Origin of the sequence: Roseburia sp. OM04-10BH (assembly GCF_003462605.1) — a bacterium.
Taxonomy (GTDB): Bacteria; Bacillota; Clostridia; order Lachnospirales; family Lachnospiraceae; genus Roseburia_C; species Roseburia_C amylophila.
Window position 1 is genome coordinate 97,587 of sequence record NZ_QTZI01000008.1, and the last position, 25,011, is coordinate 122,597.

Below are 25,011 nucleotides of genomic sequence, written 5' to 3' on the forward strand. Positions count from 1 at the left end.
TCTTACTCCTTATCCTACTGGAAAAACTTCTCTTTTACTTCCCGTACCGGCATCTCTTCTCCGGTGTACAGGCGGAATGCAGCAACACCCTGCCACAGTAACATTCCTTTTCCATTGAGGCAGGTGCAGCCTGCTTCTTTTGCTTCCCGGAGTAATCTTGTCTCTTCCGGATTATAAACGGCATCTGCAACCACCAGTCCCGGACGGAATGCGGATGTATCTTTCACAACGCTTTCTTTTTCCATCGGTTTCATTCCAACGATTGTTGCATTGGCAAAAATGTCAGAGCTTTGAATCTCTTCTGTCATCTTTGCAGTATCTGCAATGTCATACACATTTACCACAATGCCCGGCACTTCTTTTCTAATCTTCTCTGCTGTTTCCAGTGTTCTTTCGAAGAAGTCATCTTTGATATTGAAAATGCTGATTTCTCTTGCCCCGTCCAGCGCACACTGTACCTGAATGGCAGTGGCTGCTCCGCCGCCTCCTGCTACTGTGATTTTCTTTCCTTTTATCTCAATTCCATGGTCTCTTAAATTGCCTACAAATCCTTCACCGTCTGTCATATGTCCGATTAATTTTCCATCTTCATTTACTATGGTATTGACTGCTCCGATAATCCGGGCTGCCGGTGAAAGCTCATCCATATATTTTGCAGCTTCTGTCTTACATGGCATCGTTACATTGCAGCCACGCATGTGGAAAAGGCGCATGGCATCCACGGCTGCCTTTACTTCTTCTACTTTTATGTCGAATGCTACGTATGCATAATCTAATCCTAATTTTTCAAAGCTATAGTTATACATTGCCGGGGAGCCTGAGTGTCCTACCGGGGAACCGATTAATGCTAATAATCCTGTATGTCCTGTTATTCTTCCTTTTCCTTCCATATCTTTTCTCCTTCTGCTAAAAATGATTCTGTTCGGGTGATTACGATAACGCAAAACAACGATCAAACGATTGTTGCTGCCATTTAACGATGTTTTCTTTTGATGAACAGGAAATGTCCTATCGTTCTTAGATACGCATTTTGCTTGTAGTAGACTGTCTTTCCACCTGCTTTGACGGGATATCTGCACTGTCCGCCGGAGGCGGATGCCACAGCAAACCTGCAAGGGGCACTAAGAATTTCGATAAAGTTACGAATTCGTCCGGCAACCGGCGCATATTCGCATCCATGCTTAAGATGCGCCTCACTGGCACATCCCTGTGCCAGTGCTGCCGGTTTGCCGACGAAATTCCAAGTGCCCCTAACAGCCTGCTTCATGCATCCGCATTCCGGCGCACCGTACAGATATCTTGTCAAACATTGGAAAGACCGGCTAAATCACAAAAGCAAAATGCAGTGTCTTAGAACGATGACATTTCCTGTTACAAAAGAAACATCTGTCAAATGGCAGATACAATGGTTGCATCCTGTTTTCCTCTATCGTAATCACCCGAGTGAAACTCTTTTTCTATCATAGCTTTTTTTCCATGCCATGGCAATATTTATCAGAAAATATTCTGTCCATTCCGGTAATTATCCCACATGGTGCTATTCGCCCGTTTTACTTCCTGTTCAAACTCCCGGGCAGATATCAGCTTACAGTCCTGACCGCGGATAATCATCTGCTCTAAGCCATCGGAGGTTGCAACCGTTACATCATAATGATTGTGATCTTCGTGGGCAAAGCGTTCAATGTACTGGTCTGCCGTTTCTGCTTCCTTCGTAAAGACAATATGGATATTGTGATAGTCCAACTGTTCTGTCTTATGTCCGATCAGGCGGTATGCATCAAACACCACAATGACTTCACCACCAAAGATGCCCTGATAGTTGCAGAGAATGTCCTGCAATTTGCCTCTGGCTCCATCCAGATTCACTTCTGCCAGTTCATGTAAATCCTTCCAGGCATAAATTACATTGTAGCCATCCACCAGTAGATAGCGTTCCAGTTTTTCCGGCTTGTGGTAAGTACGGACGGTTGGTGCATTGTTTTCTGCTTTGCGTTTTCGCACAACACCGTTTTTGCGTTTTCCTTCCTGCCGGTTGGCATAGAAGGTCTTTTCTAAAATAGCATCGATTTCATCGGTATCTACCCAGTCCTCTACTACGCCGGGACGATGGACTTTTATCCGTTCTTCTTTTGTGCCGCCATCTTCTTCTAAAACAGATGGCATATGCATGTGCTCTTTTACTTCATACCACGGCACCAGATAGCCCGCTCCGTGGGCACAGAATACGGAATCTGATGTATTATATAAATCTGCCTCCGGCTGATAACCGATAGCTTCTACCACTTCATCCTGATTCTGGCACACCTCGTAGCCCTGCAATGTGCAGAAGAATTTGCCACGCCCCTTGGCATAGGTATTTAATTCCTTCTGATAATCCGAAAGCTTCGATACCGGACCGCTTCCGGTGAGCAGTGCCATTCCATTTTCTATCTGCGGAGCGTCCATTCTGCTATTACGCTGCTCCATATCATGCATTGCACGACCCAGACATTCTTCCGGTATTTCCAGACGAAATGCATAATAAGGCTCAAGCAGTACAGAATCTGCTTCCATCAGTCCCTGCCTTATAGCACGGTAAGTTGCCTGCCTGAAATCGCCGCTTTCGGTATGCTTTGGATGTGCCCGGCCGGACACTACGGTAATCTTCATATCAGTAATGGCAGAACCGGTTAATACGCCCTTATGTTCCCGCTCTGCAAGATGGGTCAGTATCAGCCGCTGCCAGTTTTTATCTAAAATATCTTCACTGCAGTCTGTCTGAAAACACAGTCCGCTTCCGCGCTCCCCCGGCTCCAGCAGAAGGTGGACTTCCGCATAGTGCCGCAGTGGTTCAAAATGTCCAACTCCTTCTACGGTATTGCGGATGGTTTCTTTATAAATAATCTTCTCTTCTCCAAATTCCACTACTACGCCGTAGCGTTCTTTTACCAGTTTCTGTAAGATTTCAAGCTGTACTTCGCCCATCAGCTTAATGAGAATCTCTCCGGTTTCTTCCCGGTATACAATATGCAATTCCGGATTTTCTTCCTCTAACTGCTTTAATTTTGGCAGCATGACCGCCACCGGAACTTCCTTCGGCAAAACCAGTTTTACACTGCGTACCGGCTCTAAGACCGGAAGTATGGACTCTTCTTCAATGCCAAGTCCTTCTCCCGGATAAGTCTTTGTCAGTCCGGTAACAGCACAGACTGTACCTGCTGCCGCCTCGGATACTGCCTCATATTTTTCTCCGGAATAAATACGGATCTGATTGACCTTTTCCGCCCACTCTTCTTCTCCGGCTTTGCCATTAAGCATGTCCTTTACACGAAGAGTTCCTCCGGTCACTTTAAGATAAGTCAGCCGGTTTCCCTGTTCTTCTCTTGCAATCTTAAAGATTTTAGCACCAAATTTATCCGGATACTGCGGTGTCCTGCCATATTCGTAAAGCCCGTCTAACAGTTCTTCCACACCCTGCACCTTTAATGCAGAGCCAAAATAGCAGGGGAAAAGTCCCCGCTTTGCAATCATTTGTGCAAGGTCATTGGACGCAAGACTTCCTTCCGATAAGAATTTCTCCATGGCTGCTTCTTCGCACATAGCCGCCTCTTCATAGAAGCCTTCGTTCTGCTCCTGTGTAAAGTCAATGCAGTTGCTGTCCAAATGCTCCTTGATTTCCAATAAAAGAGCCTCTTTATCCGCTCCCGGCTGATCCATTTTATTGATAAATAAGAATACCGGAACCTGATAAAGTTTTAACAGACGCCACAGCGTTCTGGTATGTCCCTGCACACCATCGGCTCCACTGATGACCAGCACTGCATAATCAAGCACTTTAAGGGTCCGCTCCATCTCCGCAGAAAAGTCCACATGCCCCGGTGTATCCAATAAAGTGATTGCCATATCTTTCCAGGAAAATTCTGCCTGCTTTGAGAAAATCGTAATTCCACGCTCCCGCTCCATGGCATTATTGTCAAGATATGCATCCTTATTATCCACTCTTCCCAGATGGCGTATGCTTCCGCTTGTATACAACATACTTTCCGATAATGTTGTCTTTCCTGCATCTACATGTGCAAGAATTCCGATTACCAGCTTCTTCATATTTAAAGGTATCCTTTCTGACATTTTTTTACGCTGTACAACTAGTCCCGGTTCAGCTCGGCTAAAAGCTCTGCCCGCTTGCTTCCAATCAGCAGCTCCTGATTATACTGTAAATAGCGGTCGCAGTTGTGCTCGGCTAAGAATCTTGCGGATTCTGCCACGGTAGCAAGGTCTGTTACAAATACCACCATTTCCTGACCGCCCTCAAATGCCTGCTCCATAAAATCAAACGCATGCTCTAAGGCTGCTGCGGTCTTTTCTTCGATTGTTTCTAATGTCTTTCTCTGGATATCAAAGGCTGCCTTTTTTTCCTCAAAAACTTCTTTCTTTGCCCCTTCGGAATTACGGTACTCTTTCAAGGCTGCAAAGTCGCGGTCTGTCTTAGCCTTTTCTTTTCCATAGCTTCGGAACAGATTCTGTAATCCGTCCAACAAAAGATTGACCACGCTGAGTCTTTCATCAAAAGCTGCATCATAAATCCGGGCAAATACTTCCGGCCGAATCTTTCCTTCCAATATTAACGGAATTCCATAGTCATCCTTATATTTCTGGTATAAATCAAAATATGCTGCCGCATCCTCTGCCACATCCTTATGGTGTAAAAATTCTCCTACAACGGTTTCATCTACCGGAAGCCCCATTTCTTCATAGGTCTGCATCAAAATGCTTAAGTCCTCCCAGCCTCTTGCTGTGACAAACTGCAAGCCGTCTACATCTGCTTCCACCCGGTAGAAATTCTTTGGACGAAGCTCAAGATAGCTTAAAATTGCACCATGGATATGTCTTGATCTGGCATAAGCTTTCCAAACACCAAGGTCTGCCTCTACCTGCATACAGCGGACACGGTCCAAGGTTACCATATCAAATTCCCGCACCGATTTATTGTATTCCGGCGGATTGCCTGCTGCAACAATAATCCAGCCCTCCGGCACTGCCTGATTACCAAAGGTCTTGCACTGCAAAAACTGCAGCATGGTCGGTGCCAGTGTCTCAGACACACAGTTAATCTCATCAATGAAAAGGATTCCTTCCGGACAGCCTTCCTGGATTTTCCGGTATACGCTGGCAATAATCTCACTCATGGTATATTCCGTTATGGAATACTCTTTGCCTGCAAATTCCATTTCTTTGATAAAAGGAAGTCCCACTGCACTCTGTCTGGTATGATGGGTAATCGTATATGCTACCAGTCCGATTTTGCACTCCTCTGCAATCTGCTCCATAATCTGGGTCTTGCCGATTCCCGGCGGTCCCATTAATAAGACCGGTCTCTGACGAATCAGAGGAATCTTATATCTGCCCTCATCATCCTTTTTCAAATATGCTGTTACGGTATGTTTGATTTCTTCCTTTGCCTGTTTGATATTCATCTGTTTTCTTCCAATCTATATTATTTCTCTCATGCATTCTGTTCCAGCTCTTCCGGCTCCAGCTGCAGCCGCATTGCCCATGGCGGTACTGCCGTCTCATCATAGGCTCCCAAGAATAAAAATGCGGTCTTATATTCCGGCTTCTTTACCGGATAAATGCCCTTGCCATCGGTAAAGTACAAGAGTCCATCCAGATGCCGGATACTTCCTTCTTTGATTAGTTGGTTTACATAAGTAAACGCCGGTCGAAAATCTGTATTTCCGCCGCCCACTACCTGAAAGCTTTTTAGCAGTCGCTCCATTTCTTCCTGACTGCTGATTACCTCATCCATTTCCACTTTATCATCGCACTGGATAATCCGAATTCTGCATCTTCGAAAGAAGCTGTTCTGCTGGGATAAAATGCCAAATGTCTCATTTAAAAAGCCTTTGATTAAACTGCCGCTGGTGGAATAACTGGTGTCTACCACCACTACAAATTCCCGGATTTTCTTTACTTCCCGGCTCTCCACCGGTTCTATCAGGGGCATATTCTTATAAAGCCGCAGCCCATAGGTATAATAATTCAAATCATACTCATCGGGATTGCATTTTAATTCTTCCTGTAGTATGGAAAATTTCTGTAAAAATTCCTTATAACTCCGGCGGCTTTTCGCAGCACTGATCTGTGTCATCAGAAGTTCTTCTCCCTTTTCCGGCTCATCTCCATGCCGCTTCTTTGCCATACTGGTCTGCCTTGCTATCTTATTCCATTTATTTCTGGCTGCAGATGCCGCGCCATTGCCGGTTTCCTCTTTCCAGAAACGGTGGTCATCCGTATAAAATTCATGATTTAAGGTAAGAAGCTCTTCCATGGATTTTCCCCGCAGCCAGCGGTATACCACTGCTGCAGAAATCCGCCCCTCACCCTTCAACGCTTCATAGGTCTGCTGCCGCAGAAAGCTTAATGCGCGCCTGGTACAGGGCTTGTCCATGCCGTCAATGGTCTGCTCCACTACAATATCGCAGGCAAGATTCCAAAGCTTCGTATCTCTGTTTCCTTTTAAAAATAAGTGTGAAAAAATACAGTGCAATATCGTGTGCAGGTACGCCCGGTTCATAAATGCCGGATTATTCCGGAATACGCGTATTACCTGTCCTGCTGAGAAAAAGAGACTCTCTCCGTCCGTAGCCATTGTCTCTAAGCCTTCCATTGCCTGAGGCTTCAATGCAGAAAGTGCCACATCAAGATATCGCAAATCCAGATAGATTTCACTTCTTGCATGCTGCAAGATTTTTACAGACATATCATTTTCCCATTCGGTCTGGGTCTTAATATGCGCCATCTTCTGCTCCTTTCTGCCACTGCATATTTTCTTGATTTTCTGCTGTTTTTACCACTCAATATCATAACAGGAAGAAGCTGCTTCTTCCTTATAATATTTCTGCTGCCAGCTGCTTAAGCTGACACTGCCTTCGGCCCAGCCAGCTTCTGCCGCCTGCTCGATTAATGCAGTGATTCCACTCCGCTCCATCACCTGAAGCCGGCATATCAACTCTAATAATGCTAAATCTTTTTTCTGAATCAAAACATCGCATACCTCACTGGCATGTTCTTTTAAATAAGAAAGATAACGTTCACGGGCTTCTTCCTTTAATTCCACCGGATATGCCAGTCTGCAAAGTGCCATTCTGGCTGCAGTCCACATCTTCTCCTCAATGCAGATCCTCTCAAATATCATATCGTATGCGGCTGCATCTACCATCCGCTCATGAAAACACTGTCTTGCCCGGAAACCTTCCCCCGCAATATTCAGTGCAAATATATGTGCCGGTCCGATTTCTTCATAGGAATCGTAATATTCCGGATAGAAAAATAAGGCTTCCTTAAATTCCACTTCCAAATCAGCCCGAACCTGATTTAAGATAAGCTGTGCGCCACTGGCTTCTTCCATGGAAGAACGAAGCACCAGCCGCTTTAAGCTCCGGCAGTTCATAAAGGCATCGCTTCCTAATTCTTTTAAGAAACGCCCCAAGGTAAGTGTTCGTAATTTGCGGCAATTATAAAATGCCAGATTCCCGATTTGTTCCACGGAATCCGGCAAAGAAATTTCTTCGATATCATTTCCGCATAATGCTTTCATAAAACTGTCCACTTCGCCGATGGTAACGGCATCTGCTGGAACATGTTTGCTTTCCGAAAAACAATATGCGCCTATTCTCTTTACTGTGAATCCATCTATCTGATCTGGAATTACAACAACCGGTGTCGTCCCATATACACGCTCTATGCTTATGGAATGTTCATCCAGCGGCTGTATCTCATAGCTGTATGCTGTGTTCATCTTACGCTCCAGTTTCCTCAACTTTTCTCTGCTACAATATAACACATCCCCGGTTATCGCACAAGTTCCGTCATTCCGCCTTCTAAAATCAGACGGTTATCTTCATAGATTCCGGCAAACTGACTCATTGGAAGCGGGCTTACCCCCATTCCCACCTCAATGGTATAACCGGGACGATTGTATTCCTGAATAAACCAGTCTTTGAAACCGGCATAACCAGATGTAGAGGGCGTCTCTTCCACCCGGTATCCGCTGACCTCGCCAAAATATTCTGCAATTCTTCTGGAATCTGCCGGTTCATAGTCAAGATACCGCCAGTAAATCACTTCGCCCTGGGCATGATATGCCAGAATTAACGAAAAATTATGGGCTCTTGTAAATTCATAGACACTGCGGCTTTCCGGTGCCACAAGGGGAGCCTCTCCCACATAATCTCTTGGTGCCGGTGTTGTAAATCCCATGGCAAATTTAATGTTTCTGGCATTTTCCCAGCCCGCCGGAAATTGCAGATTCAAATCAATTCCTTCTATATTAGCTTTCCATCCATCCGGAAATGGAATCTTCGGATAATCAGCTGCAATGCGCTCTGCCTCTTCTAAGGATGCACCCTCTTCTAATACTCCATTCACTAAATCCACACCATCCGGGTTTACCATGGGAACAAGATACAGGGAAAATCCATAAAAAAGCCACGCTGCCTGCACAGTATAAAGCATGCGTCCCGCTGCAAATGCATGGGCATATTCTTCCGCAAATTTAAGCAGGACCGGTGTGGTAATCCATTCGTTGGCATGATATGCTCCACTGTAAAAGACTTCCCGCTCTCCTGTTCCAATCCGAAGATAGGGAATTTCCTTTCCCATCGCACTTTTTCCAATATTTCCCTGAACCAAGAACGGATAGCGTACCGTAAGCCCTTCCAATATCCAGTCATTGAGATAAGAAGTGTAAGCCACATCTTCTGCTACAAGCGAAAAAGAGAATGGAATTGCAAGAATACTTCCGGTCCGCAGTGCCAGCGGATTTACTGTTGGATTGGCTGTCATAATCACTGATACACTGGTGTCATAATTTGCCGCAATACCCCATAATGTATCACCGGATTTTATTTCATGCATCGTATATCCTTTTAAATAGGGAAAAAGCTTCCCCCATACTACATCATCTATTTTACAGTTAAATTCTTCCCCGCTCTTTTTCCTTAAAAACTGCCGCAATGCCCTGCAGGTATTCTCTCCCAAAATTCCATCTTTCCTTATATCATATCCCGCACGGTTTAATGCCAGCTGCACATACTGTACCAGCACGGAGCGTTCTCCCGGATTCAATACTTTCATTCTTTCACCTGTTTCCAGTCCTTCTTATCAGTATATGCAGCTGTTTATAAAATGTGAAAAAGCCTTGCAGTTTTCTGCAAGACTTCTTCTGGTTATGATATATAATACAATTTGTTTGTACCCTACGGAAATGTTTTTGTTTTTGGAATTTACATTCCTGCTAACTGTTTGCCTAAACTTTCGCATGCAGCGACTGCATCGTCATCCGGTGCTTCCTGACAAATCACACCTTCACCATTTACAACGGTTGCTCCTGCGCTTGTCATACGGTCTACCCAGTCACGCATCCACTGTCCATCGCCCCATCCGTAAGAACCGAATAATGCGATTTTCTTTCCTGCTGCAAAGCCTTCTACTTCTTCAACGAATGGCTCCATCTCGCCTTCTTCTAAGACTTCTGCACCCATTGCAGGACATCCCATTGCAAATACGGAAGAAGCTTTTAATGCATCCATATCAGCTGTACTTACATCAACAACCTCTGCTTCTTTGCCAGCTGCTTCAATTCCTCTTCCAACAGCCTCAGCCATTGCCTGTGTGTTTCCTGACTGTGTCCAATAAACTACCTGAATCTTACTCATTTTTTCTACCTCCTAAACAGCCGCTTTCTGCGGCATGCTGTCATTATAAATACCAATGATGTCCCGCATTCCCACTCCATTGGAGAGAAGCTGGATGATGGTCTCTTTTTCCATATCATAGCGTGCGAAAAGACGTTTCTTTTCCGGAACATGTGCGTACACTTTCCAGTAACCCTGATAGAGTGCATTCTGTCCATTCTGTTCCATAAATCCTCTTACATCTTCTACCGGATAGCCAAGCAGTACTCCCATCTCATGAGGGAAGCCCGGCTCGCCGCACATATAACCCTGGTAACGTTTCTGAAACGTGCTGAGAATATTTCCGAGCGTAAAGTCCTGATAACCGGACTCCTGCAACAGCTCCCGTATCTCTTTACGCATCAGATACGCCTCCAACGGTTTCTTCCGGAAAAGAAGGTAACGAGCTTTTTCCCTGGTCCTGAGCAGTAGCAGGAATGAAATTCCGGATTTTCTCAGGCACTGTTTTACCGCATCCTCCATGCCTGTTGAAACGACTAAGAGATTGGATATCTTTACTCCTGCGATCAATGGGGCACATTGTAACGCTAACTGCGTCTCTGCATTGTGTAAATCCATCTGTTGTACAATTTCCAGAATTTCTGTACTCATATCTTCTTTTCCTTTCGCTCTAGTTAGCTATTCCTAACTTGTGTTTATCATAACTAATTACATTTCTGTTGTCAACATAAAATGTGCGTGGTGAGAATTCTTTATCATATTAAGAATTTCAGTTAGTTTGATATGGTTTTAGTTTGGCTGGGTGGGATGAAAATATACTTGTATAAAAATACCAGCAGTTTCGCTGCAATATTACATTTTCAAGTTCTACTCTACATTCTTCAAAGCTTCGTCCATCGGTATCTTCCGAATCTTCCGAAGGCAGAACAATGCCACTACGAAGTATGCTGCCAGCACCATAAGCAGTATCTTCCAGTAGATGTTCGGGTCATAGTAGATGCTCAGCCAGCCGGAGTAATCACTCATCATTGCCCGGTAGATGACATTAATGGTCTCGGTAGCAATTGCTTCACCCAGGATAACGGATATCACCACAATCCAGGTGGTGGCTGTCAGATATAATTTCCCGATTTCTCGGGTGTTGTAACCCAATATCTTAACCATGGATATGGATGAAGCATTCTGCTCGATAATCAGCTTTGTCATCAGGTAAATAAGGATTGCTGCCAGTGCAACAGAAAATACATTCATCAGATAGAACATGCCGCCCATAGATACATCAAGCTGTCTTGATACCTTGGTGAGGTCATCTTCTGTAATGGTCGTCATGATATAGGCATCCTCAATATCGGTAATCTTCTTATCGGAGAAATATCCATTGAAATAATCCTCCTCTTTGTCAAATACATCCCGATATTCCTCTTCCGGCATAAAAATTGCCACTGCTGCCGGATACTCATAGATTCCAGCCACCTTAAACTTGTATTTCTTATCTCCATAAGTTTCCTTTAACTCAATGGTATCGCCTTCTGCGAGCCGGTATTTTTCTGCATAACTATCCGAAATGTAGACACCTTCTTTTGGGAAATCAATATCAACATAAGCACTGTCTTTTTCAACGCCATAGACGCTAACCTCTTCGCTGTTGAATTCTGTCGGCATTGTCTTTAAACTACCGGCAAGATAAGTCTCTGCGCCATCTGTTTCCGTTGGAACCGGTGCTTTTAATACATACTGATAATCTGCAAGCATGTGGGACAGCACTTCATCCTGATAATGCTCTAAAAGTGGTGACATCATCATGCCGAAAACTAACAGAATTTCTGCAAAAGCAATACCGATAAATAAAGTCAGGTAGCCCGCACGGTTCTGTAAAATAATACGGATACGGAACCGGTTAAAGAATTTGAAATGCGGCAGTTTTACTGCTTTTTTCCGCTTTCTTCTGCCCAAATCCCTGCGCAGGAAATTCAGTGGTGAAATACGCAGTTTGGAAGAAATCAAAAGCAGATTTATAACAATCATTATGATTGCCGGAATCACCGTTGTCAGGATAAACGCATCCCCATTCCAGATGGTATGGTAGGTCGGCAGACTATAGCTTCCATAGTACAAATCTGCTACCATATTTTTAAATACGGTATAGCCAAGTATATTTCCAATAATTGCTGCTACGATTGTCACCAGTACCGGAAGATGCAGATAATGCCGCAGCAGTTCTCCTCTGGTATAGCCGGATGCACGCAGTGTTCCGATGACTGCTGCTTCTTTTGTAATCGTATTATTGGTGGTAACTGCAAAGACAAATGCCATAATCGCTATCAGGATATATAACAACGTCATTACCATTGTTTTGTCTCCACCCATATCATCTCCCGTAAAATGAATTGCCTGATTGGAAAATGCCGGTATGTATGCTGCTATTGCTGCCTTACTGCCCAGCACTTTCATAAAATCTTCTGCTTTCTCTTTTGCTTCCGTATCATCAGCCGGAGTTTTTTCATATTTCCAGGAATAGCTGTAATGGAGATTTCCGGTACCATAAGCATCAAAGGCATCCTCTGTGGCAATGGCAACGCCAAATTTTATGGCATCAAACATCAGATCCTTGCTATCGGAAAACAGAGCACTGTAGTCTGATAATGCCACAAGACCACTGATGGTCTTTTTCTCACCACCTACTTTAATGGTATCTCCTACTTTTAAGGAATTATTGTCCGCATACATCCGGTCAATTGCAATTTCATCTTCCTGCTGCGGCATTTCTCCATCCATCAGACATACTTTATCCACTTCATTTCTCGGTTTAAAAATACGGAGGGTACTGTCTGACTTGCCATTTTCCACCTCTTCTTCCAGATAGTAATTCTCATAAATTGTTACGCCTTCTTTTTCCAGTTCTGTAAGCAGGGTATCGTCAGCTTCTTCCATCAATTCGAAATTGCCGTCTTCAATATTGTACTTTTCAAAACTCTCATTATAGGCAGTTATCATACTGCTTCCTGCCACCAGAAATCCCGATACAAATCCGATAGTAGCTGTCAGGAACAGGAAAATCACAAGATATTTTCCAAAATCTGTTTTCATTTCTCTTGGAATTCGTTTTCTTAATGGACTCTTCACTTTCATCACCGCCTTTACCAGTCAAGTTCCTGTGCAGGAATCTTCACTTCATTGGTGTAATCCTTTCGAATCTGTCCATCACGCAGCTTAATGACACGGTCTGCCATGTTTTTGATGGCATCATTATGGGTAACCATAATAACGGTATTTCCATATTTCTGATTTACATCCTCAATCAGCTTCAAAATCTCTTTGGATGTATTGTAATCCAGTGCTCCCGTCGGCTCATCACAGAGCAGAATATCCGGGTTCTTTACAATAGCACGGCCAATGGCTGTGCGCTGCTGCTGTCCACCGGATAACTGGTTTGGCAGCTTATGACGATGCTCATAAAGTCCCAGTGTCTTAAGCAATTCGTCAATGTCTAATGATTTATCACTCAGATATGCTCCTACCTCGATATTTTCCTTCACATTGAGGTTTGGGATCAGATTATACATCTGAAATACATATCCTAAATGGCGGCGGCGGTAATTCGTCAGTGCCTTTTCGTTCATATCTGCTGTTTTCTCTCCATTGATGGAAATATAGCCGCTGTCTGCACTGTCAATTCCTCCGATAATATTCAAAAGTGTTGATTTACCGGAACCAGACGGTCCTAACAATACGCAAATCTCACCTTTTTCAACAGAGAAATTAATTCCCTTCAAAACTTCTGTTTTTGCCTCTCCCTGTCCAAAACTTTTTTTCAAATCCTGAATCTCCAGAAACATATTCATCCTCCTTTTTCTTTTCTGACTCTTTTTTCAGTTCTTTTATTTTGTTACTCCTGCTTCCCTCTTTCCCAATGTTGTACTATTTCCAGCTGTCTGTTAGCTCTTTGTAACTTTCGTTAGTATAGCCTATCCATTTGGTAAAAGAAAGGCGTTTACTGATTCTTTTTCTCAATAAACGCCTTTATACTATTTCTTTGCAATGCGCAGTGTCCGCATGGAATTTAAAATTGCAATGACAGATACACCTACATCTGCAAATACTGCTTCCCACATATTGGCAATACCAAATGCACCGAGTATCAGTACAATTGCTTTTACGCCAAGTGCAAATACGATATTCTGGTGCACGATGGAAAGTGTCTTTCTTGCAATCTTCACAAGAGATGCAATCTTTCGCACATCATCATCCATAAGAACTACATCTGCAGCTTCGATTGCCGCATCAGACCCCATACTTCCCATTGCAATTCCAATGTCTGCTCTGGTCAGTACCGGTGCATCGTTAATTCCATCTCCCACAAATGCAAGTTTTTCTTTCTCATGCTGTTCTTTCAGAAGTGCCTCAACCTGACTTACTTTGTCACCCGGCAGTAATTCTGCATGCACTTCATCCAGTCCCAGTTCATCTGCTACTGCCTGTGCTGCTGCCTTACGGTCTCCGGTCAGCATAACGCATTTCTTCACGCCTACCTTCTTCATGCTATGGATAGCTTCTTTTACGCCTTCCTTAATGGAATCGGAAATTACAATGGTTCCGGCAAATGCGCCATCTACCGCAACATAAATTACGGTTCCAGCACTGCTGTTTTCGGTATAGGAAATATTCCGGGCTGCCATCATTTTGGCATTTCCAAGCCATACTTCTTTTCTATCTACAAATGTATGAATTCCATGTCCGGCAATTTCTTCCGTTCCATTTACCCGGTTCATATCCAGTTCTTTGCCATAGGCTTCACGCACGGAATTAGCAATTGGATGATTGGAATATCCTTCTACATGGGCTGAAAGCTCTAAGAGTTCCTCTTTGCTTCCATTTACCGGAAGTACCTCAGATACCTTGAACTCGCCTTTGGTCAGTGTACCGGTTTTGTCAAATACGATAGTGGTCATCTCAGCCACTGCCTCTAAATAGTTACTTCCTTTTACCAGAACACCTAAGTTAGAAGATGCTCCGATACCACCGAAGAATCCCAATGGGACTGAGATTACAAGGGCACACGGGCAGGAAATAACAAGGAAAATACAGGCTCTCTGAATCCACTCAGCCCAGCCGCCGCCTAAAATAACCGGTGGCAGGATTGCAAGAATTACTGCTCCAATGGTAACAACCGGAGTGTAATATTTTGCAAATCTGGTGATAAAGTTCTCCACTCTTGCTTTCTTGCTGCTGGCATTCTCCACCAGTTCCAGAATCTTGGATACTGTGGAATCCTCGAATGCTTTTGTTACTTTTACCTTTAAAGTACCGCTTCCATTGACACAGCCGCTGATGATTTCATCACCTTCTGCTGCTCTTCTTGGAACAGATTCTCCGGTCAGTGCCGCGGTATCGACCATGGACTCACCTTCTACTACAATTCCATCCAGCGGAATACGCTCGCCCGGTTTTACCACGATGACAGTGTCGATTTCCACATCATCCGGATCTACCTGGACTAATTTGCCATCCTCTTCCACATTGGCATATTCCGGACAAATGTCCATCATATCTGCAATGGACTGTCTGGATTTTCCAACGGCATAGCCCTGGAAAAGTTCTCCAATCTGATAGAACAGCATAACTGCAACACCCTCGGAATACTCCCGTACTCCAAATGCTCCAAACGTTGCAATCATCATCAGAAAGTTCTCATCAAATACCTGTCCATGACTGATATTCCGGAACGCTTTAAAAATAATATCATAGCCAATCAGAAGATACGGCACAAGATAAATAATAAAAATCAGGACTGGCTGTGTAATCTGTTCTAAGATACCAACGTGTTCCAATACCAGAAGTGCTACAAATAACACACCCGTAACCAGAATACGCTCCAGCATTTTTTTCTGATTCTTTGTCATAAGCTATCTCCTATCGCAGAATCCGGCAGTCCGGTTCTACCTTTGCACAAGTTTTGGCTACTTCATCCATAATTTCTTCAAAACGCTCATCTTCTGCATCGATGGTCATTTTCTGTGTCATGAAGCTTACTACTGCATCATTGACTCCCGGGATTTTCTTGATTGCTTCTTCCATTTTTGCTGCACAGTTTGCACAGTCTAAGTCTTCCAATTTAAATTTTTTCTTCATTATAATATCCTCCTCATTCTTCAATATGTTCTCTGCCCTGGTCGATAATGGTTCTTACATGTTCATCTGCCAGTGAATAAAATACGGATTTACCTTCCCGCCTGCTGCTGACCAGCTTCGCCTGTTTTAAAATCTTAAGCTGATGGGATACTGCTGACTGCGTCATGTTCAACGTCTCTGCCAGATCACACACACATACTTCCGAGCCAAATAATACAAACAGGATCCGGATTCTGGTAGAATCACCAAATACTTTAAAAAGCTCTGCCAGATCATATAATTCATCTTCATCCGGCATCTTCTCCCGTGCCTTCTTAAGAAGCTCTGCATGAATGCAGTTTTCTTCGCAGCATTCTACATCGTTCATTGCCATCTTCTCACCTCCAGGTCGTTTTAACATATGAGCATTTGTTCATATGTTCATAATACGCTTGGGATTTCAAATTGTCAATATGAAGTTGGAAATTTTTATAAAAAATTTTTCTATGATATACTCTTATATCTATATTCAGGCAGGACAGCCTCCTGCCACATACAAAGGAGTATTTATTATGCATGATTTTAACTTTGAAATGAACCAGTATTTAACCTACTGCCGCACCCAGAAACGCCTTGATGGCAAAACCTTAAAAGCATACCGCATCGACCTTACACAGTTTGGTGTCAGCCTTGCGGCTGCTTTTCCTTCTCTCTCCAGCATATCCGAACTTTCTCCCGCCATATTAGAATCCTATATTGCAACTCTTCACGAACAATTCAAACCGAAAACTGTGAAACGAAAGCTTGCCTCCCTCAAAGCCTTTTTCCACTACCTCGACTACCGCGACCGCATTGTCTCCAACCCTTTTAACAAATTGCATATCAAATTCCGGGAACCGGTGATTCTGCCTAAAACCATTCCGCTTCCTACGATTGAACTGCTTTTATCTTCTATCTATCACCAGTACGCCCACGCCGCTACCGATTTCCAGCGTAAAAATGCTCTCCGGGATGCTGCTGTTATCGAGCTGCTCTTCGCCACCGGCATCCGAATCTCTGAGCTGTGTTCCATCACACCGGATGACATCAACCTTTCCAACCGGACTCTGCTTATCTTCGGCAAAGGTTCCAAAGAGCGGCTCCTCCAGATTGGCAATGACGATGTTGTCCACACCCTGCTGGAATACCGGAAATGTTACCTTCCTAATATTAAGCGTACCAACCGCTTCTTCGTCAACCAGGCAGGACGCCCTCTCTCCGACCAGTACGTCCGCCGAACCATCCGTAAATACTGCAGCCTTGCTTCCATTGATATGCACATCACTCCGCATATGTTCCGCCACACCTTCGCCACCAGCCTCTTAGAAGCCGATGTGGATATCCGCTACATCCAGGAAATGCTTGGTCACAGTTCCATCCACATCACGGAAATCTACACCCATGTTTCCACAGCAAAGCAGCGGGACATTCTGATGAACAAGCATCCGAGGAAGGATTTCAGGGTGGGGTAAAAGATAAAAAGGACTGTTAGAATTGGCAGTATTTTTACGGTGTTTTTGCCTTTCTAACAGTCCTTTTAGGGGGGATATTTATTCTATATTATATTTCTATATTATATTTCTATTTTATTCTTTGCAGGAGTGCTTTTACTTCTCTTACGTCTGTATCTGTCATCTCTGCAATCTGCTCTGGTGAATAACCTTTTCTGCTCATGCGTGCAAAGATTTCTGCCATCCCATCTTCTTTTATTCCCTGACTCAAATTACACATGATGTTCACATCCTCTCATGTGGATTTTTCTGTGCGAAATTATTGTAACACGAAATGACAGATGAGGATAGTGGAATTTAAACGAGTGCCGTTTGGAATTGTTAATTATGGATTGTTATGGCTTGAAATGATGGATAATCCGGTATTATCTGTTGAATTTCATAGAGCTGCTAGATAATAAGATTTTTTTCTTTGTGTTGTTTTAGATGTGGGTGTTATGCCGAGCAATAAGGATGTAAACAATTGTAAATTATCTATAACATGTACCGAAAATTAAAATTTAAGTTACTAATTGCTAATAGAAAAGAGGGATAAACTATTAAACAAAATATTAAATATTATAATGAATCTATAAAACATTTTATAGACTTAAGTACTAAAGATGCTACTGCTAATATAGCAAAAGAACATGGGATTATAGGGCTTACGCGTTTAAATATCTGTATGGAAAAATTGGACTTAGATATTTCAAACAATTTTTTCATTGCATTGCCTGATTTCACTTATACAAGAAACGCTCTACGCTGGAATGCAGGGTTCCCGTATGGATGTATTATCAATATAGGGCAGACTATACCATTTATACCAATTGATTTTCGGCCAAATTGTTGTGGTATTATTTTTGCAGAAGTCCCAAATCAGGATTACGATATTGAACAAATCCAAAAAAAATATTTAGAGATTATAAATTCATATGATGATATTAATCCAAATGATTTTAATAAGCGTAATCATTTCTTTGGACTTTATTATAACGCAAAGAAAAATACATATTACTTCTTAATACATGGTTCTTTCTCTTTTGCAAAAAAGTCCTTATATAGCGAAAAAAATGACGATTTAATGGCAAAGGTTTGCAGCATTGATATCTTAGGCACACCTTTTCATTTTTTAAAAAATGATGACGCCTCTTTATATTATAATAAATATTTGTATTTTGAAAAAAAGTCTATGTATTACCGTGAACTAATTTTAAAAGAATTGTTTCCTGAAGCACAAATCTTATTTCATCGTACGCATGAAGGCTTTATGGATATGGGAACAATCCTCCTAGGAGCATATGCAGATAATCTTCCTTTTATGTGCCCAATTATGTTATCGCCAGAAGAAGATTTACCTATAACTAATATAAATGAACCAGTTGAAATATCCCCTAATAAAATATTGTTTTGTGCTCCTCATGGCGGGGGATATGCATTATCTTCTGTTATCAGTTCCGAAAAATGTAATGGGTCTGCTAATAATTATATAGTGACATATACCAACAAATCAAAGATGTTGACCAATAATATTATTGATATGCCTTTTTATTATAGAGGCGATTCTGCCTATAAATGGTGCAACGAATATAAAAAAGGAGTTATTGTTGACAAGCTAACACCTGTGTTCAACTTAAAAATTTAACATGAAAAAGAAATTATATGTTCTTAGACATTGTAAGACGTTATTTAATGAAAAAAATATTGTTAGCGGGCAAACGGATTGCCCGCTACTAGAGTACTCTGTTAACTACTCCATTTTAAGCAAAGAAAGTCAGTTGGAATCATATATACTGATCTCTTCACCATTAAATCGATGTGTCTTAACAGGAAAAATACTACAAACGCAATCCGGGCTTCAAATCTCTTCTTCTACAGATTCGCGTATTATTGAAAGAAATATGGGGATTCTGGAAGGTAAAAAACGATGCGAATTATTTAAAGAATATCCAGATTACTTTTTTAATGGGCATTTTAAAGAATATATGACACCTCCTATGGGAGAAAGTTTTGATGAATTCAAATTTAGAATTACCTCTTTCTCACATTCTATAGAAAAAATGCTTTTAAAAAATAATATTATAATTTGTTCACATAATCAAGCATTAAGAATGTTAACTGCTATTATAAAGGATAAGCAGTTCGAAGATATTCCTAAATATCCTAATGGATTAGTTCAGAAATTATTATAAATCATCTACATTTATTCTCAAATTTTTTAGCTCCGAAGTTATGATGCCTGCTTCTATTAGCAAGGTAGATGTAATAGCTTTATTATTATTATGTAACCGCTCAAATAAATTTTTTATGTGCTTAGATAAATATTTGCTGTATATATCACATTGTTCTAATACACTACGTTCTAAGAATTGTTTAGTCAATTCATACTGCTTTTTTGATTCATTATGTAAATCAGTATAGGTTCCTTCTGATAGGCGAACAATGGTATCAATTCGAAAAAGCAACTTTTCATTTGATGCAATACATAAACAATCATATAATAATTCTTCGATATTGATTTCTTTATAATTTATCTCATATTTCATTATATTTTTAACTAAAGTCAAATTGACAGCTACTACTTCTTTAGCTAATCCAAGTTCTTTTGCAATATTCTGTGCCTGTTCTATATAAAATATCGCATCCACAAATTCATGTCTTTTAAAATATACGTTAGCCATTAATTTATACGCATACATAATTCCTCGTTTATCGTTATAAGACTCTTTAATCGAAATACTTTTTTGTAAATAGTCTATACTCTCATCTAACTCATCCAATGCAAAGCAACATTTAGCAATACGATAATATGCAAACGATTTTCGCTTTGGGGTTATTAGTGTTTCCAATTCCGCTATTTTTAAAAAGGTGTTTTTACTTTCTGGATATAATCCTTTGCAACATTCTATCATCGCAATTCTATGTATTGTTTTTACTGCTAAAGAAGTATTATTATTAGAAATCGCAAATTGATAACTAAGCAAATATATCGTGAGAGAAGTTTCCAAATCTCCTCTAATATAGTAAACTCTTCCTATAAGAAGCAGAATTTGTATTCGAAGTTCTTCTTTCATCTGTTCAAAAATATATTTTCTGTTATCATAAAATGAGAGTAATAATTTGTCATATAAATCACAAAAATAGAAGCACCTTAATTGAACATAATATATGCTTTCCCATTGTAAAGAACAAAAATCAATATCCTTTTCTATTATTGTCAGATATTGAACACATAAATCATATTGCGACAGCCGCTCTAATAAAATTATTTTCATTTTACATAATTCTATTAAATACTCATTGTCAGTCGAAATTTCTTCCATTTGTTGAACAAGTTTTAATGTTTTCTTAATCAGCTGATGATGTAAAAGTCTAGGAAATGATTTTTCCAAAAAACAGTATGCATTTTGTAGTAGCTTATGCTCATTGTATATGCTAATAATGTCCAATACAATATCAATCTCGGTTTCAGATATTATTGTAAGATCATTTATAATTTCTTGAAAATCTTCATTATTCAAAGTATAACTTTTAAAAAATGGTTTATATTTGTCGTGAACATGATAACTATTCCCTCTATTCTCAACTAATCTTTTTTCCACTAACTGTGATAAGTTTTCAAGTAAATTCAATTTAGAAAAGTATTTTTTTTCAATTGGCAATGATGCATAAGTCAAAATAAACAATACCCTTTTCTCACTTGGGCTTAAATAATCTATAAAGCCATGCAAGTATGTATCATTTGATTCAAGATTGTTTTGGTTTGTTTGACTATCTACCAATATGGCATAACCAGGCAGACCATTATACTGATTTTTGATTAAAGCCGCAATATCTTTCCTTGATATCCCAATATGATGAATAATTATTGAATCAAGATCCTTCTCTTCTAAGCCCTCTAGTACCAATATTCTTAGATTGTTTTTAATGTTAACTGTTTTAGGAAAAATATTAAACCAACCAATAAAATAAATTCTATTTGTTTTAGCCGTTATAATAGTTTCAAATGTATTTTTTAAAATCATATTCTCGAAAGAACATTTATGAACATTATCTATTATAATAATCGGACGAAAAAGCTTTAACAAATACATTAATATGCTTATTAATTCATTTGATAAATAAAAACCATGGTTCTGTAAATAATTTTTTAGATTGCAATCATTGTAGTGTATTTCAAAAAAGTGAGATAAAGAAAAGAAAAAGGAACTGATTTGCCGTTCACTTTCTTCATCATAAATAGTATGCCAAAAAATATTTTCTCCATTTTGGTTATATACATAAGCTATATTTTTTAATAATTGTGTCTTTCCACATGCAGAAACTCCTTGAATATAATAAGCTAAATAGTCGTTCCCCATTAAAATATTTCTTTCCCATTCACGATCCGCAAGATAGTGATCTGTATATACAATTTGATTATCGTATTCTAATTCTACTAAATTCGTATGGTTTGAATTTTTTAACGAATCTATAATACGTTCCTTTAAATTAACTAAAATATCTGATTTTTCTTTTTCTAATTCTTCATTATATTTTTCTATATTTAATTCTTCTTCAAATAAAACTGAAATGCCATATTCTTTGCAAAATAAATTAATATAATCTTTAGTGGAAGGCGTTAAGTAAGGTTTAATCCATAAATATAATAATGCAGGTCGGTGGATTTTTGCCCAGTCTAGACTTGACATTATATTTTCTTTATTTACAGACTGAGCATAACATTTACATTCGACAATAACATCATAAATCATTGTCCCGATTTTATATTGTAATAATATATCCCTTCCGCGATCTGGTCCCCCATCATAATGAGAAATGGAATAAGGATTTGTGGTATACAATATTTGACATACATTACTTTCAAATTCAGTTCCTTTATCAACTGTTATCATTTTCAATTCCTCTACCTTCTAAAGCAAAGACACACATCCTACATATTTGGATAATTTACAATTGTTTACATCCTTATTGCTCGGCATAACACCCACATCTAAAACAACACAAAGAAAAAATTCTTATTATCTAGCAGCTCTATGAAATTCAACAGATAATACCGGATTATCCATCATTTTCATATCAACCAGACCCCTCAACGATTTCTCTCCACTCATCTGGCTATTATTGAATACAAATTTTCCAAATACACAAATAAACACTGAACTATATTTCACAGCATCAGTTACACTACCTATGTATTTTAGTTTAGTCTCAAATGGGGATAACTGTTGGAGAATTCCAACATATTTGAATTATGTGATATTTGTACTAACTATCGCTTATAACTCATACTCCCATTCATCAAATTACTTTTTCTGTTAATAGATTACTCTCTTTGTCATTTCTTGTCAATTATTTTGTTGGAAATCTTTCTCAAAGGACTGCATTTCCCGGAACATTTCCTTGTCTACATAGCAGCCGGCTTTCTCATGCTCCGTCAGATTGATGGCACAGTCAAACTGGTCAATGATTCCTTCTATCGACTGTACCATTCCTTTCCAGCCATCCCCCATAGCATCCTGCAGCCGCTTCCAGTCCGTATACATTCTGACCGCTGCATTATTGTGCTTTCCTTCTATAGTCGGAAGTGAAATCTGCATATCCTTTTTCAGTACTGTCATGCCATTTTCATCCGGCTCCGGAAAATCTTCTGACGTTTTAGTTGGAATAATAAACCTGGCTTTTGTCATTTCTATGGACAGAAATCTAAAATATAATTTGTAAATAAGTTTCTGCTCGTCTGTTGCCGGCTGTCCAAGCTGGGCAATCAGAAGCATCCATCTTACCAGGTCAGGGTTGGTAACCGGAATGCTAATTTCCGGTATATTGCTGTAGTCCGGCTCCGGAACAAATTCCGGTGCTGCTATTGCCGTATTTTCATTTACCACTTTGACTCCACAGGCACCGTTCATATAAAAACAGTATCCAAGGAAATTGTAAATTGCCTTATGGGAATCATCGTTTTTAATCTCTCTGATTTCATACCGTTCTTCTGGAAATCTGACTTTAAACATATCCTTATATGCCTTAGTCAGAATCCAGATATCAGGTGGTGTACACATATATGTGCCATCCTGTCGGTCTACTGTCTGGGAAAAAAGTGCCGGCTCTCCTGTGATTTTACTGTATACGCAATAAATAGCAGGTGCTTCCAATACCTTTTGAACAAGGGCTTTTGCAATTACACCAATCCTCTTTCGGACTTCTTCTTTTTCAGCATCATCCTTTGCCGGAATTACTTTCGTTTTATACCACGCATACAAACGCCAGATTTCTGAACAATCCGTAATGCTTAACTCATCAAGTTCTTTCTGTGAAAGTACCAGTTGTTTTGACGATACATAAGTATCTCCCAGACCAGAAATATAGGCATCATGTACTTCTTCTACAGTTGTCGCTCTTGAATATATCATTGTTCCGCATTTTATCGGATAAGTTCCAGTCTGCTCCAATTTCAATCCTACCCGACAGTTTTCTGCTTCACGCACAGTTTTTCCCTGTCCAACTTCTATTCCGAGCACTACTGTCACCAGTATTTCTCCATCATCATCCGAAAAATTACTCATGTAGACAGCATCACCCACCTGTATTTTTCCCTTCAGTTCACCTACAACCACGATATCATCTGTATTTCTAAGGCGGAACTTATCCTGTACTTTTAATACACACTTTCTTGCTGCTTCTTTGGAACTATTTTCCACTGCATTATCTTTATTCTTAAAAAGATGTAACTTTTCCCTGATTCCCATTGCAACCGGCTCCTTTTCGTTGTTCTAATTGTTCTGCTGTCTATCTATGATATATTCCAGCATTTTTCTCGCATTAGCTTTTTTCATTTGAAGTTCAAACAGTCTTTCCTTTTTTTCATTAAAAAACAGATATGCCACATTTCCCGGCATTGCACTAACCCCGGTGATTTGCCCGATTGGGATATTTTTTAGTTTTCTTTCTGCATAGTAAAATACTTCATTTTTCTTTATAAATACTGCCGAATATGTAAAATGCTGACACAAAAATGTTGCAAAACCAAGTTGAACCATACAGCAGCAAAAAAGAAATAGAAATAGTGACGCTATTTCTAATGAAAATAACAGAATCACCCATTCCAAAACGCTAATTATATAAAACAGAATTCCAAATATCCATATTATTTTTTTATCCCCTACATAGATAAATGCTTCTGCTTTATTATTTTTCTGCTCTTTCTTACATTCAAGCATAAACTTTAAATCAAAAATTCCTATTACAAATGCTAAAATTATTAATATAATTAAAAAATATTTCATACTATCACCTCGTCTAAAATAATCCTATAAAATCCGCCAGTATTAAATATAATGCATACCATATTCCAAAAGCTAAAACTGAAAAACAACTAAAATACAGTAGAATTTTTTCTCTTTTCTCTTCTGCATTTTTTGCCATATCAAATATTCCAATTCCAGCAGCCCAAAACAGAACTCCCAAAAGAAACTTTAACCAATAAATGCATATTATTTCTCTATTTAATGGCATCAATAAATAAAAAACGACTCCAATAATATCAACTACCTGTACACCTATCGCATACATCAACCCCATAATCGAAATTTCTCCATAAGAATGCCACAACCAGGTAAATACATATAAGAATCGATATTCTGTTCCATTTCTTTTAACTATGTTTATCTGATTTGTAAAAATACCAAACAACTTTTCCT

At 40.1% G+C, this 25,011-nt stretch carries 22 protein-coding genes; 3 read left to right on the forward strand and 19 right to left on the reverse strand.

The window, feature by feature from the left end:
• Window positions 1-14: 14 nt before the first annotated feature.
• The 14 genes from aroE to DXB43_RS09650 form a co-directional block, all read right to left on the reverse strand.
• Window positions 15-890: a shikimate dehydrogenase gene (gene aroE, locus DXB43_RS09585; RefSeq protein ID WP_117842025.1), complete on the reverse strand. Its 876-nt coding sequence runs from the start codon at window positions 888-890 to the stop codon at window positions 15-17.
• Between the two features lie 83 nt (window positions 891-973).
• Entirely contained in the window at window positions 974-1,267 is a 294-nt protein-coding gene (locus DXB43_RS09590) for a hypothetical protein (RefSeq protein WP_117842026.1), read from the reverse strand.
• 227 nt (window positions 1,268-1,494) lie between these two features.
• The gene (locus DXB43_RS09595; RefSeq protein WP_117842027.1) at window positions 1,495-4,083 is read right to left on the reverse strand and encodes a translation factor GTPase family protein; all 2,589 of its coding nucleotides are present in this window, start codon (window positions 4,081-4,083) and stop codon (window positions 1,495-1,497) included.
• Window positions 4,084-4,124: 41 nt separating this feature from the next.
• On the reverse strand, window positions 4,125-5,453 hold the full coding sequence (locus DXB43_RS09600; protein WP_117842028.1) for an AAA family ATPase: 1,329 nt from the start codon (window positions 5,451-5,453) through the stop codon (window positions 4,125-4,127).
• Between the two features lie 29 nt (window positions 5,454-5,482).
• Window positions 5,483-6,778: a vWA domain-containing protein gene (locus tag DXB43_RS09605; RefSeq protein WP_022243988.1), complete on the reverse strand. Its 1,296-nt coding sequence runs from the start codon at window positions 6,776-6,778 to the stop codon at window positions 5,483-5,485.
• Between the two features lie 48 nt (window positions 6,779-6,826).
• The gene (locus DXB43_RS09610) at window positions 6,827-7,777 is read right to left on the reverse strand and encodes a leucine-rich repeat domain-containing protein (protein ID WP_117947445.1); all 951 of its coding nucleotides are present in this window, start codon (window positions 7,775-7,777) and stop codon (window positions 6,827-6,829) included.
• Between the two features lie 53 nt (window positions 7,778-7,830).
• Window positions 7,831-9,114, reverse strand: coding sequence for a M14 family metallopeptidase (locus DXB43_RS09615; RefSeq protein ID WP_117842030.1), 1,284 nt, complete (start codon window positions 9,112-9,114; stop codon window positions 7,831-7,833).
• 149 nt (window positions 9,115-9,263) lie between these two features.
• Complete coding sequence (locus tag DXB43_RS09620; RefSeq protein ID WP_022243985.1) at window positions 9,264-9,695, reverse strand: flavodoxin; 432 nt, start codon at window positions 9,693-9,695, stop codon at window positions 9,264-9,266.
• Window positions 9,696-9,707: 12 nt separating this feature from the next.
• Complete coding sequence (locus tag DXB43_RS09625; protein WP_117842031.1) at window positions 9,708-10,325, reverse strand: DUF3793 family protein; 618 nt, start codon at window positions 10,323-10,325, stop codon at window positions 9,708-9,710.
• Window positions 10,326-10,541: 216 nt separating this feature from the next.
• Window positions 10,542-12,797, reverse strand: a complete 2,256-nt coding sequence (locus tag DXB43_RS09630; RefSeq protein ID WP_117947455.1) for an ABC transporter permease — start codon at window positions 12,795-12,797, stop codon at window positions 10,542-10,544.
• A 14-nt stretch (window positions 12,798-12,811) separates the two neighbouring features.
• Window positions 12,812-13,510: an ABC transporter ATP-binding protein gene (locus tag DXB43_RS09635; protein WP_117698032.1), complete on the reverse strand. Its 699-nt coding sequence runs from the start codon at window positions 13,508-13,510 to the stop codon at window positions 12,812-12,814.
• Window positions 13,511-13,699: 189 nt separating this feature from the next.
• Window positions 13,700-15,574, reverse strand: coding sequence for a heavy metal translocating P-type ATPase (locus DXB43_RS09640; protein ID WP_117947446.1), 1,875 nt, complete (start codon window positions 15,572-15,574; stop codon window positions 13,700-13,702).
• Window positions 15,575-15,584: 10 nt separating this feature from the next.
• Window positions 15,585-15,803, reverse strand: a complete 219-nt coding sequence (locus DXB43_RS09645; RefSeq protein WP_117947447.1) for a cation transporter — start codon at window positions 15,801-15,803, stop codon at window positions 15,585-15,587.
• A 13-nt stretch (window positions 15,804-15,816) separates the two neighbouring features.
• Window positions 15,817-16,176, reverse strand: coding sequence for an ArsR/SmtB family transcription factor (locus DXB43_RS09650; protein WP_117698030.1), 360 nt, complete (start codon window positions 16,174-16,176; stop codon window positions 15,817-15,819).
• A 178-nt stretch (window positions 16,177-16,354) separates the two neighbouring features.
• On the opposite strand from DXB43_RS09650, the gene DXB43_RS09655 reads away from it, so the two are divergent.
• Entirely contained in the window at window positions 16,355-17,293 is a 939-nt protein-coding gene (locus DXB43_RS09655) for a tyrosine-type recombinase/integrase (protein ID WP_117947448.1), read from the forward strand.
• 109 nt (window positions 17,294-17,402) lie between these two features.
• Here the strand turns inward: DXB43_RS09655 and DXB43_RS15305 are convergent, their stop codons facing one another.
• Window positions 17,403-17,552, reverse strand: a complete 150-nt coding sequence (locus DXB43_RS15305; protein WP_022243978.1) for a hypothetical protein — start codon at window positions 17,550-17,552, stop codon at window positions 17,403-17,405.
• A gap of 444 nt (window positions 17,553-17,996) precedes the next feature.
• On the opposite strand from DXB43_RS15305, the gene DXB43_RS09660 reads away from it, so the two are divergent.
• Both DXB43_RS09660 and DXB43_RS09665 read left to right on the forward strand, forming a co-directional pair.
• The gene (locus DXB43_RS09660) at window positions 17,997-18,956 is read left to right on the forward strand and encodes a hypothetical protein (protein WP_117842034.1); all 960 of its coding nucleotides are present in this window, start codon (window positions 17,997-17,999) and stop codon (window positions 18,954-18,956) included.
• 1 nt (window position 18,957) lies between these two features.
• Entirely contained in the window at window positions 18,958-19,503 is a 546-nt protein-coding gene (locus tag DXB43_RS09665; protein ID WP_117842035.1) for a histidine phosphatase family protein, read from the forward strand.
• On the opposite strand, the gene DXB43_RS09670 is transcribed toward DXB43_RS09665, so the two are convergent.
• From DXB43_RS09670 to DXB43_RS09685, 4 genes are all read right to left on the reverse strand, one after another.
• Window positions 19,498-22,206, reverse strand: coding sequence for a tetratricopeptide repeat protein (locus tag DXB43_RS09670; protein ID WP_117842036.1), 2,709 nt, complete (start codon window positions 22,204-22,206; stop codon window positions 19,498-19,500). The genes DXB43_RS09665 and DXB43_RS09670 overlap by 6 nt on opposite strands.
• Window positions 22,207-22,659: 453 nt before the next feature.
• Window positions 22,660-24,060, reverse strand: a complete 1,401-nt coding sequence (locus DXB43_RS09675) for an SseB family protein (RefSeq protein ID WP_117842037.1) — start codon at window positions 24,058-24,060, stop codon at window positions 22,660-22,662.
• 24 nt (window positions 24,061-24,084) lie between these two features.
• Window positions 24,085-24,597: a hypothetical protein gene (locus DXB43_RS09680; RefSeq protein WP_117842038.1), complete on the reverse strand. Its 513-nt coding sequence runs from the start codon at window positions 24,595-24,597 to the stop codon at window positions 24,085-24,087.
• Window positions 24,598-24,610: 13 nt separating this feature from the next.
• Window positions 24,611-25,003, reverse strand: coding sequence for a hypothetical protein (locus tag DXB43_RS09685; RefSeq protein WP_117947449.1), 393 nt, complete (start codon window positions 25,001-25,003; stop codon window positions 24,611-24,613).
• Window positions 25,004-25,011: the final 8 nt, after the last annotated feature.